The 13,610-nt window shown below is 70.7% G+C and carries 14 protein-coding genes; 11 read left to right on the plus strand and 3 right to left on the minus strand.

The window, feature by feature from the left end:
- Positions 1–56: 56 nt before the first annotated feature.
- The 10 genes from IEY63_RS04530 (at position 57) to IEY63_RS04575 (ending at position 8,447) form a co-directional block, all read left to right on the plus strand.
- On the plus strand, positions 57–497 hold the full coding sequence (locus IEY63_RS04530) for a 23S rRNA (pseudouridine(1915)-N(3))-methyltransferase RlmH (protein ID WP_189067737.1): 441 nt from the start codon (positions 57–59) through the stop codon (positions 495–497).
- Positions 498–523: 26 nt separating this feature from the next.
- Positions 524–1,156 (plus strand): GNAT family N-acetyltransferase, encoded by a 633-nt coding sequence (locus tag IEY63_RS04535; RefSeq protein WP_189067738.1) that lies wholly within the window; start codon positions 524–526, stop codon positions 1,154–1,156.
- 59 nt (positions 1,157–1,215) lie between these two features.
- Entirely contained in the window at positions 1,216–1,674 is a 459-nt protein-coding gene (locus IEY63_RS04540) for a hypothetical protein (protein ID WP_229784469.1), read from the plus strand.
- A 32-nt stretch (positions 1,675–1,706) separates the two neighbouring features.
- The gene (locus IEY63_RS04545; protein WP_189067739.1) at positions 1,707–2,516 is read left to right on the plus strand and encodes a hypothetical protein; all 810 of its coding nucleotides are present in this window, start codon (positions 1,707–1,709) and stop codon (positions 2,514–2,516) included.
- 63 nt (positions 2,517–2,579) lie between these two features.
- A complete protein-coding gene (locus IEY63_RS04550) occupies positions 2,580–3,497 on the plus strand; it encodes a phospho-N-acetylmuramoyl-pentapeptide-transferase (protein WP_189067740.1) in 918 nt (305 codons plus the stop codon).
- Positions 3,498–3,577: 80 nt separating this feature from the next.
- Complete coding sequence (locus IEY63_RS04555; protein WP_229784470.1) at positions 3,578–4,543, plus strand: class I SAM-dependent methyltransferase; 966 nt, start codon at positions 3,578–3,580, stop codon at positions 4,541–4,543.
- A gap of 78 nt (positions 4,544–4,621) precedes the next feature.
- A complete protein-coding gene (abxC, locus tag IEY63_RS04560) occupies positions 4,622–5,266 on the plus strand; it encodes a monothiol bacilliredoxin AbxC (RefSeq protein ID WP_189067741.1) in 645 nt (214 codons plus the stop codon).
- A 178-nt stretch (positions 5,267–5,444) separates the two neighbouring features.
- Complete coding sequence (locus IEY63_RS04565) at positions 5,445–6,296, plus strand: hypothetical protein (RefSeq protein ID WP_229784471.1); 852 nt, start codon at positions 5,445–5,447, stop codon at positions 6,294–6,296.
- Complete coding sequence (locus IEY63_RS04570; protein WP_229784472.1) at positions 6,293–6,697, plus strand: hypothetical protein; 405 nt, start codon at positions 6,293–6,295, stop codon at positions 6,695–6,697. The genes IEY63_RS04565 and IEY63_RS04570 overlap by 4 nt, the downstream gene beginning before the upstream one ends.
- 76 nt (positions 6,698–6,773) lie before the next feature.
- On the plus strand, positions 6,774–8,447 hold the full coding sequence (locus IEY63_RS04575; RefSeq protein WP_189067743.1) for a HAMP domain-containing protein: 1,674 nt from the start codon (positions 6,774–6,776) through the stop codon (positions 8,445–8,447).
- Between the two features lie 67 nt (positions 8,448–8,514).
- Here IEY63_RS04575 and IEY63_RS04580 read toward each other — a convergent pair whose 3' ends face one another.
- A complete protein-coding gene (locus IEY63_RS04580) occupies positions 8,515–8,973 on the minus strand; it encodes a PA2169 family four-helix-bundle protein (protein ID WP_189067744.1) in 459 nt (152 codons plus the stop codon).
- A 220-nt stretch (positions 8,974–9,193) separates the two neighbouring features.
- Here IEY63_RS04580 and IEY63_RS04585 point away from each other — a divergent pair, with 220 nt between their 5' ends.
- Positions 9,194–9,889 (plus strand): YqjF family protein, encoded by a 696-nt coding sequence (locus IEY63_RS04585; RefSeq protein WP_229784473.1) that lies wholly within the window; start codon positions 9,194–9,196, stop codon positions 9,887–9,889.
- Between the two features lie 19 nt (positions 9,890–9,908).
- On the opposite strand, the gene IEY63_RS04590 is transcribed toward IEY63_RS04585, so the two are convergent.
- Positions 9,909–10,907, minus strand: coding sequence for a hypothetical protein (locus IEY63_RS04590; RefSeq protein WP_189067745.1), 999 nt, complete (start codon positions 10,905–10,907; stop codon positions 9,909–9,911).
- A 91-nt stretch (positions 10,908–10,998) separates the two neighbouring features.
- The gene (locus IEY63_RS04595; protein ID WP_189068063.1) at positions 10,999–13,263 is read right to left on the minus strand and encodes a RelA/SpoT family protein; all 2,265 of its coding nucleotides are present in this window, start codon (positions 13,261–13,263) and stop codon (positions 10,999–11,001) included.
- Between the last annotated feature and the right edge of the window lie 347 nt (positions 13,264–13,610).

A 13,610-nucleotide genomic window follows, 5' to 3' on the forward strand; every position in this document is an offset into this window, starting at 1 on the left:
GCACAGCCCCCCGCCGCGCCGTTCATCCGGTCATAAAGTCAGGTAGGGTGCGGGACGTGCGACTGCACCTGATCACCGTGGGGGAACCGAAGCTGGCGTACGCGCGCGCCGGCTGGGACGAGTACGAGAAGCGTCTGCGCCGCTACCACAAGGTGCAGGTGTCACGCGTGACCGGCAAGACCCAGGCACAGGAGAGCGAGGCGGTGCGCCGCGCGGCACGCCGGGCGCCACTGGTGCTGCTGGACCCGCGGGGGCGGCAGTTCACGTCCGAGGGCCTGAGCGCGTACCTGGACGCGCAGGCGGTCGCGGGCGTGGGTGAACTGGCCTTTGCGATCGGCGGGCCGGACGGGCATACGGACGACCTGCGGGCCGGAGCGCACCTGATGTGGAGCCTCGGGCAGCTGACGCTGCCGCACGACCTGGCAATGGTGGTGCTGGCCGAGGCGCTGTACCGGGCGAGCACGATCAGCGCGGGCGAGCCGTACCACCGGGGCTGACGGCGCCCAGGGCGTAGGGTGGAGGCATGAGTGACGAGAGTGCCCCCGCCCCGGCCGAGCAGTGGTTCGACACGCCCGAGTTGCGCGGGCAGCTGGTGACGCTGGAGGGCCTGCGCGCCGAGCACGGCGCGGACCTGAGTACGGGCGCGACCCAGGCGACGGTGCAGTTCCTGGCGCGCGGCGGCCCGGAAGAAAACACCGCGCCGGCCTGGGCGGCGTACGTGGAACGCCTGAACGCCCTGCCCCACCGGGTGAATTTCGCGGTGCGGTCGCGGGCGTCGGGGCGGGTGGTGGGGCGCATCAGTTACAGCGAGGTGAACGTCAGTGACCGCTGGGTGGAGGTGGGGACGATGCTGCTGCCCGCGGCGCAGGGCACGGGCGTGAACACGGACGCGAAACTGCTGGTCCTGGAGCGGGCGTTCGGGGTGCTGGGCGTGAACCGGGTGCAATTCAAGGTGGACGCCCTCAATGAGCGCAGCCTGCGGGCCATGCGGCGCCTGGGAGCCACTGAGGAGGGGGTGTTGCGCGCGTACCAGGTGCGGCCGGACGGGCGGGCGCGGGACTCGGTGATGTTTAGTGTGCTGCGTGACGAGTGGCCGGCGGTGCGTGAGGGCCTGCGGGCCCGCCTGGATGGCTGGGCCGCAGCCGGGTGGACCTGAGCCGCACTTCATGAGAAATTGGACAAGTTTGCCATAAAGTCTCCGGTAGACTGCGCCGCGTGACCCGCCGTTCTGCTGCCCGACTCGTCGCCGTGCTGGGCGCACTGCTGTGCTCCGCGCAGGCGCTGATCGTTCCCCTGACCGGATGGACGCCCTTGAACGGCGACGCCAACTACTGGACTGACCCCAGCGGCGCGTGCCTGATGCGGGAAGAGCGCTCCGGGCAGGCCTTCCCGACCTTCAGCACCGCCGAGGACGCCCGCACCTTCGCGCTGAAGTTGCAGGGCAGCCTGGGCCGCAGCATGCGCGCCGTGGTAACCCAGCCCGTGGACCGCGCCGGCGCCTGGGGCGTGCTGGCCGCGTACGACTTTCAGGAGGCGGGTGTCACGTACCGCATCAGCCAGCTGTACCTGAGTGACCGCGGTGTCCTGAGAACCGTGACTGGCAGCGCCGCCGCGAAGGACGCGGGCGCGTGCGTGAACGAGATGCGCGACTTCATCCGCTACCTGGCGAACTGACCCGACCCCAGCCCCGTGCGCTACAACGGGGCATGACCGATCAGGAACCCACCACACGCCTGCTGCGCCGCCTGGATGACATCGCCGCTGGCCTGGACGCGTCCGGCCGGGCCCTGGCGCTGCTGGGACTGGGTTCGGTCGGTGCGGAACTGGACCGCCTGGACCGCCACTCGGACCTGGATTTCTTCGTGGTGGCCCGCGAAGGTCAGGTTGGGGCGCTGCTGGACGACCTGAGCTGGCTGGGGGACGGGCTGACCTGCGCCTTCCGGAACACGGGGGACGGCTTCAAGGTGCTCTTCGAGGGAGGCGTGTACGGCGAGTTCGCGGTGTTCAGTGAGGCGCAGCTGAGATCAGCGGCCTTCATAAACGCCCGGGTGATCTGGCTGGCGCCGGACGCGCCCACCGACCTGCCCCTGCACGTCCGGCCGCCCGGGTCAGCTGGTCGGCTCAGCGCGGCGCAGCGCACGCATCACCTGGGCGAGGCCCTGACGAACCTGCTTGTGGGCGTGCGGCGCTTCGAGCGGGGCGAGCGGCTGTCGGCGTGGCAGTTCACGCAGGTCTACGCCCTGGGTCACGCGCTGGCCCTGGCGGCCGACGCGGCGCCCGCCGCGCCCGGCCACGCCGACCCGTTCAGCGTGGAACGCCGCTTCGAGCAGCGTTACCCGGCCCTCGCCGGGCGCCTCGCGGCCTGCCTGCCGGGCGTGGCGGGCACGCCGGGCGCGGCCCTGGCGACCTTGCAGTGGCTTGAGGACCTGAAACTGCCCGGCTGGCCCGACGTGCAGGCGCTGGCCGAGCAGGTGCGCGGTGAGGCTCACGCGGCGCTGGAGCGGGCGGCCCCGTGAGGCCCGCGTGGTAGGCTCCGCGGTTGAGATGTCAAGAGTCTGTGCGTTCCGGGCGGTGCGGCCATGATGGTCGTCACGGCGCTGCTGTCGTGGTTTCTGGTGGGGCTGTTCATCCGGGTCAGCAAGGCGCGCGGCTGGGGCCAGCCGATCCGCAAGGACGGTCCCGCGCACCAGCAGAAGGAGGGGACGCCCACGGCGGGCGGCGTGCCGTTCGTGCTGGCCATGGCGGCCGTGTTCTTCCCGCTGTACTTCACGGGTCACGCGGGCGGGCCGCGGGAACTACTGATCATGGTTGCGGCGCTGGGCATGGGCCTGATCGGCGGGGTGGATGACCTGCTGAAGATCCGTTCCCGCATGGTGGGCGGCAAGAAGGAACTGCTGGCCCGCGAGAAGTTTCCTTTGCAGATCATCGTGGCTCTGGCTTTCGCGTACTTCGCGGCGCCGCTGGCCTCGCATGAACTGGTGCCTGGGCTGGGCCCGGTCGGGGACGTGATCCTGCTGACGCTGGTCTTGGTGGGCAGCGTGAACGCGTTCAACTTCACCGACGGGCTGGACGGGCTGCTGGGCGGCGTGGCGATCATCGTGCTGCTGCCCCTGCTGGCGCTGTCCCCGGTGAGTGCGCTGCTGGTCGCGGCGCTGCTGGGCTTCCTGTGGTTCAACGCGCACCCGGCGCGGGTGTTCATGGGGGACATGGGCAGTCACGCGATCGGGGCGATTGCGGCGGGCGCGTACGTACTGTACGCGGACGTGTGGCTGCTGCCCATCGCGGCGATCATTCCGGTTGTGGCGGTCCTGAGCGTCGTGATTCAGGTGGCGTCGTTCCGCCTGCGCGGGAAACGGGTGTTCAAGATGTCCCCCATCCAGCATCACTTTGAGCACAAGGACATCGGCTGGCCGGAAACGCACGTCACGGTGCGCTTCTGGATGGTGTCGGCCGTGGCGACGGCGCTGGTGTGGTGGCTGCTGGGCGGCCGGCCCTGAAGCGCCGCGGGCGGGCGGGGTGAGGGGACGACCTCTCCCCCGCCTGCCCGCGTTCCGGGGCGGGGCGGCTAGACTCGGGTGTGACCGAGTTCCACCCGCTGCACCTGCCTGACCTTGGCCGCCTGTTCGCCGCGCGCGCCGCGCTGCCCGCGTCGGGCACGACCGTGTACCGCGCCGCCCACCTGACCGAGACGGCCGGGCAGTTCACGCTGGACGTCGCCGGGACCGCCGGGATCCTGAGCCTGTACGTGCCGCTGAGCGCGCCTGACGAGGCAGCACTGGCCGCGTGCTGCGGCGAGGCGGCCGGGCTGGCCGGGGTGTACCTGAAGCGGCGCCCCGTGGAGGCCCGTCACGCGGCGAACGTGGCCCGCGAGGCACTGTCCCCCCCGGACCCGGTGTGGGGCGAGGCGCAGCCTGAGCTGACGGCGCTGGAGGCTGGGGTGCCGCTGCTGATCCGGCCGGGCGCGGACCTGAGCATCGGGGTGTTCACCGACGCCCGCCCCGCGCGGGCCTGGGTGCGCGGGCACGCGGCGGGGCGGCGGGTGCTGAACACCTTCGCGTACACCTGCGGCTTCGGCCTGAGCGCGGCGCTGGGCGGCGCGGCCGCCGTGAAGAACGTGGACCTGTCGCGCAAGGTGCTCGCGTGGGGGCAGGAGAACTACGCCCTGAGCGGCCTGGGTGCGCCCGACACTGACTTCCTGTTCGGGGACGTGTTCGAGTGGCTGTCGCGCCTGGAGCGCCGGGGGGACACCTTTGATCTGGTGGTGCTGGACCCGCCTAGCTTCGCGCGCGGCAAGGGAGGCGTGTGGCGTTCGGAGCGGGACTACGCCCGCCTGATGGCGCAGGCGGCGCGCGTCACGGCGCCGGGCGGGCAGGTGCTGGCGCTGCTGAATCACGCAGGCGTGAACGGCGCGGCGTTCGAGCGGATGGCCGCGGCCGGCCTGGAGGCTGCCGGGCGGCGCGGCGCGGTGCAGGAGCGGCTGGGCGCGGGCGAGGATTACCCGGGGGCGCGGCATCTGAAGGTACACGCCTGGGCCCTGGACTGAAGCGCTGAACTGCGTGGACGGTGGGCCGCTTGTGCTCCGCCTCACTTCGTTTTCTAAAGCGGGCGCTATGCTGGGGGTATGACGCAAGCTGCTCAGAACGAAGCGCAGGTGCTGGTGCCCCTGACCACCCCGGAGGAAGTCGATCAGTTCCTCACCGAGTACCCGCTGGCCGCCGTGTTCAAGGCCGGCACGTGCCACAAGACCATGCAGGGCTTCGGGGTGCTGGAGACCTTCCTGCAACGCCACGACCTGCCGGTGGGCTTCATCCGCGTGGTGGACTGGCGCCCCGCGAGCAACCACGTCGCGCAGCTCACGGGCATTCAGCACCACAGCCCGCAGCTGATCCTGTTCCGTGACGGTCAGCCGCAGTTCGAGGTGAACAACTGGGACATCACCCCGCAGGCGCTGGGCCCGGTGTTCGAGGCGCAGGTGCCGGTCCGCGAGGGTGTGGCGAGCGTGGCGACCGACGACAATGTCGAACCCTACCGCCGCCTGATGCGCGCCTTCCTGGACGGGCAGCTGAGCGACTGGGCCTTCCAGGATCAGTACGTGAACATGTTCCGTGACGACGCCAGCCTGCGCAGCCAGCGGGAGTTCGAGCTGCTGTCCCGCCTGTTCGGTGACCCGGACGCTTATCACGGTGGGCTGCACCAGCTGGGCGCCCCGCAGGGCCGCGGTGACCTGAAGGCCCGCGTGCAGGAGCTGCTGACCGAACTGGGCTGAAGCCGCTGCTGTGCGGGAAACCTCACGCCTCAACCCTGGACACCGGGGTTGAGGCGTGAGGTTTCTCACAGATGTAAGCGGCGCGTAAGAGCCCACAGGGTGTCATGATGGGGTATCCCTTAAGGAGCTCCACTCCAGCCCAGCCTGACGCCTCATCCTGACCTCACCCGGAACCCGAATGTCTGATCCCACTGCCCCCACCGCGCTCCCGAAACTCATGCACCCGGTCACCGTGCCGCAGGACGCGGCGATCTACACCGGACTGAGCACCGATCACTACGCCTGGACGGACGTCACGGCCGACCTCGCCCTGCGGCAGGCCCAGCAGTTCACGGGCGCCCTCGACGCCTGGCAGGGCAACCGCTGGGCCCGCTTCCTGCTCAGCCAGGGCAACCTGCTGGGCGGCTACACCCACGCCGGGCAGCCGGTCGGCTGGAACACCGCCATGCAGGGCCTACCCCGCGCCCGCGTCAGCCTGACCGAACTCTCCCCCCGCCTCGTGGACCTGCTCTGGACGACCCGCGACGTGGAGGGCCAGCCCGCCCCGGCCCCCTGGCCCGCCGCGCGGGACGCACTGGAACGCCGTCACTTCCACGGGCTGATGCTCAGCGGCGCGGCGTGCAGCTACTGGGTGGCGGGCCGCCTGGTCACGGGGACCCTCCCGGCCGACGGAGCCGGCGCGTGGCTGTTCAGCCCGCACTCCGAGGCCAACCGCGCCGAACTGATCAGCTTCTGGCAGGAGCTGCTAAGTACCACGCACCGCTCGCAGCCGATCGACGCGGCGTGGCAGGAGGTGACCATGCGGCTCGCGGACGATCACCCCTGCCTGGACCCGTTCGCGCAGGACGTGACCTTCCAGAATGGCCAGCTGACCATCGAGGACGACGTGCCGGTCGACGAGTTCCGCCCCGCCCTGACGGCCGCGCTGCGCGCCGTCCTGGCGCGGCTGGGCCTGCGCCTGGTGGACTTGCCGGTCACGAACCTGCGGGACCGGCCTGAATGGGCCGCGTCCGGCCTGGAGACCCGGTGACCGCCCCGACCTGGCCCGACGGCCTGCAGGACAACACGCCCCTGCCGTTCACGGTCTGGCGCGTCCTGCATCACGTGGACGGCCAGCGGGACATCGCCGAGGTGGCCCGCCTGTCGGGCATGACCGTGCCCGACGTTCAGGAACACCTGCGGGCCGCGGCGGCCTGGGTGGCGCGCGCCACCCAGCGGGACCTGCCCATCAGTGACGAGCTGGCCGACCGGATCATCCAGTGCCTGACTGGCGTGGTCGGCCCGGTGGCCGCCGTCATGGTTGACGAGGTCCTGGATGACCTGGGAGACCACGCGACCCTGAACGCCACCCTGGCCACCCTGGCCAAGCAACTCACCCCGGAACGGGTTCAGCTGTTCGCCCGCCTGCTGCGCGAGCGGGGCGTGACATGACCCCGCCCGCCTGGCCCCGCACCCTCTCGCCCCTCACCGCGCAGTTCAACGGCGCACCGGCCCCTGGAGCACAGTCATGAAGTACACGGTTCTCATCCGACAGCCCGTCCAACCCGAACGTAAACCGGAACTGGAGCAGCAGCTGCGCGAACGTTTTGGCCTGACCAGCGAACAAGCCCAGCGTCTGGGTGACCGCCGCACCGGCCGGCTGATGAAACCCACGGGCCGCGCCCGCGCCGAACTGCTGCTGAGCATGTTCCAGTCTGTTGGTGCGGACGTCAGCCTGGAAGAGGTGCGCGACGAGACCAGCGTCATCAGCGAACCCTTCCAGGCGCTTGGCGCCTCCCGCACCGCCGTGGCGGCCCCCCAGGACGACGCGCCCCTCGCGCCCGACCGGTCCGCCACGTCCGTGTCCGGCCTGTGGCCGGAGGTGGACTTCCCGCAGGCACCGGGCGCGCTGCCTGACCCCTTTGCCGCGCCGGTCGGCCAGCCCAGCCCGTTTGACCGCGCGCCCGACGCGCTGCCCAGCGAGTTCATGCCCGCCTGGAACGCCGCCGGGAGCGCCCCGACCAGCCCGTTCGGCGCGGATACGGCCACCGCCCTGATGCCCCCCCCGCAGCCCAGCGCGGACCCGGACCCCTTCGCCACGGCCTTCGGCGCGCCCCTCGTTCCGGAACCGGCCGCCAAGCCCGCCGATCCGGCCGCGGACGTCTGGTCGGACTTCACGGGCGCCCTGACCATCACGGACGCCACGCCCACCCCCGCCCCCGAGGTCTCGGCCGTGCCCAGCGCGCCCGGCGGGGAACCCCTGGTGGCCCCCCTGCCGGACAGTGACGGGGCGCCGCAACTGCCCCGCCGCAGCCTGCGCAGCCGCATGACCGTGGGCGCCCTGGTGCCGCTGGGGGTGTCCAGCGCCCTGACGCTGGGCGTGCTGGCCCTGACGCTCCCTGGCCTGCAACAGGGTCTCGTGCAGCGCAACGCACAGGCCGTGGCGGTCGCGGTGGCCAGCAACATTGACCCCACCCGCGGCGGGCAGAACATCACGCCGCAGCTGGAGGCGCTGGTGAAGAACTCCAGCGTGGGCTTCGTGCAGGTCGAGCTGCGCGACGGCTCGCGGTACTTCTCCAGCCAGATGCCCAAGATCAGTGACCTGCTGAACGCGCAGGTGAGCAACTGGATAGTGGACAACCCCAACCGGGCCGTGTACCGCGACCGCATCTCGCCCGCGAAGGTGTACCGCGATCAGGCGAACGAGATGCGCACCATGGGCGGTACCGCAAACGACGTGGAGAAACTGGAGAAGCTGGCGAACGACCCCGCGAACCAGTCGGTCACGCCCGTGAACTACATCGTGCAGCAGATCACCGTGCTGGACGAGAACGGCCAGCGTAACGTGACCGATCAGCGCGTCAGCGACGCCGACGCGGACAAGGTGCTGTACACCGTCGCGGTCGGCGTGGAGAACGGCCAGCAGGAGTCCGCGCTGCGCCGCACGCTGTTCATCGTGGGCTTCGTGTCCCTGCTGGCGCTGGCCATCGCCGCGTACCTCGCGCTGCGCGCCGCCCGCGCGGTCGTGCAGCCCATTGAGGAACTCGTGCGGGTGGCCGACGCGATCAGCATGGGTGACCTGAGCCGCCCCGTGCGCGCCGAGCGCAACGACGAGATCGGTGACCTCGCGCAGGCGCTGGAACGCATGCGTCTGAGCCTGGACTCCGCGATGGAACGCCTGCGCCGCCGCCGCCGCAGCTGAGCGCCCACCCCCAATGAGTGACCCCCGCCTGTCCGGCGGGGGTCACTCATTGGGGGTCCGGCTGGGTTCAGCGGGCTTCCATGCTGTGCTTCATGTCACGGATCTGGTCGTGGCTGGCCTTGACCTTGCTGAACTGGCCCTCCACGAAGCTGCGCACGTCGGCGGGCAGGCCCTCAGCCTTCAGCACATCCTGGTAGTTCTCGACGGCAACGTCCTCGCCCCGCTCGGCTTCAGCCACGACCGCGGTGTCGTCCCGGCCGGTCAGGGCGTCACGGACGTTCAACCAGGTGCGGTGCAGGGCGGCGCCCACACTGCCTCCTTCGCGGGGCTTGTCGCCCAGTCGGGCGATGTGCGCCTCGACTTCACTGGCCATCTGGGCGCGCTGGGCGCTGCGCTCACTGAACAGGCTCTTGAGGCTGGGGTCAGTGGCGTGATCGGCGGCGTCCGCGAAGCCCTTCTGGCCGTCGCGCAGGGTGCCGAGGAGGTACTGGAGCTTGTCGAGGACGTTCTCGTTGGTCATGGTCATGGCGGTGCCTCCTGATGAAAAAAGGACGTGAGGGGTGAGGAAACCCGCTCCTGCTGAGCGGGCGTCACGGAACAGACGACGTCAGGTTAGAAGCTGGGCGTGCTTCTCACCTGATAGCAGGACCAAGGCGGCATTTACCCACAGTTGGGCTGCGCTTGGGGGAGTTCACATGCTCAGCGCGTCCCGTGCAGCGGCGGGTGGAATGTGCTGCACTGCGGTCATGACGCCCTGGGTACTGCGGATGCGCTGGCTGGACCTCTGTTTCATGCACTGGGAGGTGCCGCCGGCGCTCGTGCAGGCCACACTGCCGCGCGGGGTGGATGTTGACATGCGTGCGGGCCGCGCCTACGTGGGCGCAGTGCCGTTCCGGATGGAGGACGTCGCGCCGCGCCTGACGCCCGCCGTGCCGGGCCTCAGTGCCTTCCCCGAACTGAACCTGCGCACCTACGTCCGCGTGAACGGCGAGCCGGGCGTGTGGTTCTACTCGCTGGACGTCACGCAGCCGCTGGCCGCGGCCCTGGCGCGCACGTTCTTTCACCTGCCGTACCGGCGGGCCCGCATGTGGGTGGACCGCCAGGAGGACGTGACGCGCTACGCCAGCGTCCGCACGGACCTGCGCACCGGGCCGGGCGCGTTCGCGGGCGCGTACCGGCCCGTCGGGGCTCCCCTTTCCCCCGACCCGGACAGCCTGGAGGCGTGGCTGACCGACCGCCTGCTGCTGTTCAGTGCGGACCGGGCCGGGCGGGTGTACCGGGGCCGCATTCATCACGTGGCGTGGCCGCTGCGGCGCGCGCAGGCGCAGGTGCGGGTGAACACGCTGGGCGCCCCCCTGGGCTTTGACCTGAGCGGCCCGCCGCACCTGCTGCACGCCGAGCGGCTGGACGTCCGGGCGTGGTGGCTGGACCGGGTGCGCTAGGCCCCCCGGCCCACCCGCCTCAGGTCAGCGCGAGGATGAACGGCTCGCGCAGGCCGGCCTGCGCCGCGTCCCGCGCGACCCCGGGGGCGTAGCTCAGGGCCAGCACGGCGCGGTAGGTGCGCTGCGCGAGCTCCCGGTCTCCCAGCGCGTCCCGCACCTGACCCAGGCGCGCCAGGACCAGGCCCGCCAGGCTGCGCGGCAGGTCGTCTGTCAGGCCGTGCGCGGCGCGCTCCAGTTCCGTGCGGGCGCCCTCCAGGTCCCCCACGGCCAGGTAAATGCTGGCGGCGGCGGCGTCCAGTTCCGCGCGGGGCGTGACCCGGTCCCCGGTCTCGCGGCGCAGGGCGGCCAGCAGGGGGTTCAGGTCGTCCTCCTCGCGCAGCTGCCACGCGCGGTCGGCCAGGGCGCGCACGCGGCTCACCTCGCCCGCCTGGAAGCCGCTCAGGTCGGGCAGGGCCGCGCCAGGGAGGCGGGCCAGCAGGTCGGGCAGGTCGTCCAGCGGCACCAGGGCCACGCCGCGCTGATCCGCCAGCCGCGCGGCGAGTTCAGTGAGGCGCCGCTCGCGCCAGCGGGTGCCGGGGCCCTCGTCCAGCGCGGCGCGCAGGGCGTCCCGCGTCGCCTGCACCTCGGCCAGGAAGTCGGGGTGCAGGGCGCGGGCGGCGTCCAGCGGCGCGGTCACCAGTTCAGCCAGCGCCGCGTCGGCCTGCTGCGCCTGCTGCAGGCGCTCGCGGCCCTGCGGGTACTGGTTCAGGAAGCCCGTCAGCTGCCCGTGCTCGGCGTCCGCCCAGGCCCAGTCGGCGCTGAAGCCGTCCCGGAGGCTCACACCCGCGGCGGGCAGCGCGTCCCGCAGTGGGTGATCCTCGTCCGGCCCGGACGCCCACAGCACCTCGCGCGCCCCCAGATGCGCGAGCAGCTCGGCGACGGTGCCTGCGTTGAACTGCGGATGCAGGCGCAGCAGGTCGCCCAGGTCCGGCAGGAGGGTCAGCGGGGCCGGGTGCGGGCCGGGCGGGATGGAAGACATGCGCGCAGTCTAGAGCAGCGCATTTCAGCGGAGCGGCACAGCGGGGCCCGAGCTTCAGCGGTCCAGAAGCCCAGAGCCACGCAACCTGGGGTCAGGCGCTGGCGCCGTTGCGTTTGCGGCCACCTACGCGGATGACGTCCTGCACGCCGGGCACGGTCAGGATCGCGCGGCGGATGACCTCCAGGTCACCGTGCCCGGCGACGTTCAGGCGCAGGTGAATCACGGCGATCTCCTCCTGCCCGACCACGGCCTCGACCTTGGTGGGGCTGTGTTTCCCGCGCGCCAGGACGCCCAGCACGTCGGCCAGCAGGCCGGCGCGGTCGGGGGCGATCACGTCCACATCCACCAGGACGCTGCCGGGCGTGCCCGCGTCCCAGGAGGCGGCAACGCAGCGTTCCGGTTCGTCCTTGAGCAGGCGGATCATGTTCGGGCAGTCGATGCGGTGCACGCTCACGCCGCGCCCGCGCGTCAGGTATCCCATGACCTGATCCCCACGGATGGGGTTGCAGCACTGACTGAGTTTGGTGTTCGTGCTGAACCCCTCTACATACACGCCGCCCGGCTCGGGTGCTTTCGGGACGGGCGCGCGGCGGCTGGGACCAGACGCCTGCTCCTGCGCCAGCTGTGGAGAGAGGACCTTGCCCACGGCGCTGGGCGTGAGTTTCCCGGCGTGCAACGCCAGGTACAGGTCGTCCGGATTGCGGGAGCCCATGAGTTTCAGCGCAGCGTCCTCCAGCAGTTTGGTGCGCATCAGCTGCCGCACGGCCAGCTGCCGCTTGCGCAGATAGCGTTCCAGCAGGTCGTGCCCGTGCTGGAGGGCCTCGCTGCGTTCCTGCGCGCGGAAGTGATGGCGGATCTTGCTGCGCGCCGAGCGGGTCACCGTGAAGTTCAGCCAGTCCTTGCTGGGGTGGCCGTTCTTGCTGGTCACGATCTCGACCATGTCGCCGTTGCCCAGCCGGTGCGACAGGGGCACGATACTGCCGTTCACGCGCGCGCCCACGGTCGTCTCGCCAATGCGGGTGTGAATGTGGTACGCGAAGTCCACCGGGGTGCTCCCCGCCGGGAGGCTGATGGCCAGGCCCTTGGGCGTGAAGACCCGCACCCGCTGCGACAGGATGTCCACCTTCACGGCGTCCATGTAGTCGGAGGCGTCGTTGATCTCGTTCTGGAGTTCGCGCAGCTGCGCAATCCAGTTCTCGCGGTCACGCTGCGCGAGCTGACGGCCCTGCTTGTACATCCAGTGCGCGGCGATCCCGAACTCCGCGACCTCGTGCATGCGCCGCGAGCGGATCTGCACCTCGATGGGTTGCCCGCTGGGGCTGATCACGGTCGTGTGCAGCGACTGGTACCCGTTGGGTTTGGGCACCGCGATGTAATCCTTGAACCGGCCGGGCAGCGGCGTCCAGACGCTGTGCACGATGCTGACCGTGTGGTAGCAGATGCGTTTCTCGCGGGTCTCCTCGGCCCGCTCGCGGCGTTTCTCATCCGTGCCGGGCGGCACCACGAGGTCGCGGGGCGTGAGGATCACGCGGATGGCCAGCAGGTCGAAGATCTGCTCCAGGCCCTTGCCCTCGCGCTGCATCTTGTTGTGAATGCTCCAGAGGTGCTTGCTGCGCCCCGCGATGTCGATGTCCGACACCCACTCCGGCAGCTCCAGATCGTCGGTCAGGGAATCGTGCAGCTGCTGCACAGCATTCTCGATCAGGGTCTGGCGTTCCTCCTGGCGGGTGCGCAGCCGCGACTGAAGGTACGCGTATTCATCCGGGTAGAGGTACTGGAAGCTCAGGTCCTCCAGTTCCCACTTGATCTGCCCGATCCCCAGGCGGTGCGCGAGCGGCGCAAAGATGTCCATGGTTTCCCGCGCGATCCGCTGCTGCTTTTCCGGCTTCATGCTGCCCAGGGTGCGCATGTTGTGCAGCCGGTCGGCCAGCTTCACCACGATGATGCGGATGTCACTGGTCATGGCGATCAGCATCTGGCGGAGGTTCTCGGCCTGCACGTCCCGGCCCGACTCGCGCACCTCAGCCGCCTGCGAGCCCTGCTTGCTGAGCTTGCTGACCTTCGTCTCGCCTTCCACGATGCGGCGCACGTCCGGCCCGAATTCCCGTTCGATCAGCTCGAAGGTCACGCCGTCCACATCCTCGACCGTGTCGTGCAGCAGCCCGGCCATGAGGCTGTCCGTGTCCATGCCCAGGCGCGCCAGGATGATGGCCACCGCCACCGGGTGCGTGATGTACGGCTCGCCACTCTTGCGGTTCACGCCCGCGTGCGCGTCCCGCGCGAACCTGAAGGCCGCCTCCACCCGTTCCTGGTCCTCTGCGGGGCGGGACGCCATCAGCGTCCTGAGTTCCCCCATTCCATACTCGCCGTCCGCTGCGCCTGCCTGCACGCCCCGCAGCATAGCGTCCCCTGACCCGGTCAACCTGACGGACCCCTCAATGCCGCTTAGGGCGTCCGCAGAACACCCACCCGGAGTGGGTGGGCGGGAAGGTGACCAGTCAGAGAGGAAGGTTCTGGAGGCCCGTTAGCGGCGGTTGGGCACGCGCACGGGAACCGGCACCGGCTGGGGTTGCGGGCTGCCGGTCAGCACCTCGCGCAGCCAGTCGATGAATTCACGCAGGCCTTTCATGCCCCCAGTGTACTGACCTGCCCCTGACAGAGATGGCACGAACCTTACTATGAGTTCACGCTTGAGCTGCGTCC

Source organism: Deinococcus radiotolerans (genome assembly GCF_014647435.1).
Lineage (GTDB): Bacteria > Deinococcota > Deinococci > Deinococcales > Deinococcaceae > Deinococcus > Deinococcus radiotolerans.

What these genes read in the sequence shown, in the direction of transcription:
- abxC (WP_189067741.1), top strand. Translation starts at nt 4,622, where the DNA reads ATGACGCAAGCTGCTCAGAACGAAGCGCAGGTGCTGGTGCCCCTGACC.
- IEY63_RS04545 (WP_189067739.1), top strand. Translation starts at nt 1,707, where the DNA reads ATGACCGATCAGGAACCCACCACACGCCTGCTGCGCCGCCTGGATGAC.
- IEY63_RS04575 (WP_189067743.1), top strand. Translation starts at nt 6,774, where the DNA reads ATGAAGTACACGGTTCTCATCCGACAGCCCGTCCAACCCGAACGTAAA.
- IEY63_RS04595 (WP_189068063.1), bottom strand. Translation starts at nt 13,263, where the DNA reads ATGGGGGAACTCAGGACGCTGATGGCGTCCCGCCCCGCAGAGGACCAG.
- IEY63_RS04580 (WP_189067744.1), bottom strand. Translation starts at nt 8,973, where the DNA reads ATGACCATGACCAACGAGAACGTCCTCGACAAGCTCCAGTACCTCCTC.
- IEY63_RS04565 (WP_229784471.1), top strand. Translation starts at nt 5,445, where the DNA reads ATGTCTGATCCCACTGCCCCCACCGCGCTCCCGAAACTCATGCACCCG.
- IEY63_RS04535 (WP_189067738.1), top strand. Translation starts at nt 524, where the DNA reads ATGAGTGACGAGAGTGCCCCCGCCCCGGCCGAGCAGTGGTTCGACACG.
- IEY63_RS04590 (WP_189067745.1), bottom strand. Translation starts at nt 10,907, where the DNA reads ATGTCTTCCATCCCGCCCGGCCCGCACCCGGCCCCGCTGACCCTCCTG.
- IEY63_RS04585 (WP_229784473.1), top strand. Translation starts at nt 9,194, where the DNA reads ATGACGCCCTGGGTACTGCGGATGCGCTGGCTGGACCTCTGTTTCATG.
- IEY63_RS04550 (WP_189067740.1), top strand. Translation starts at nt 2,580, where the DNA reads ATGATGGTCGTCACGGCGCTGCTGTCGTGGTTTCTGGTGGGGCTGTTC.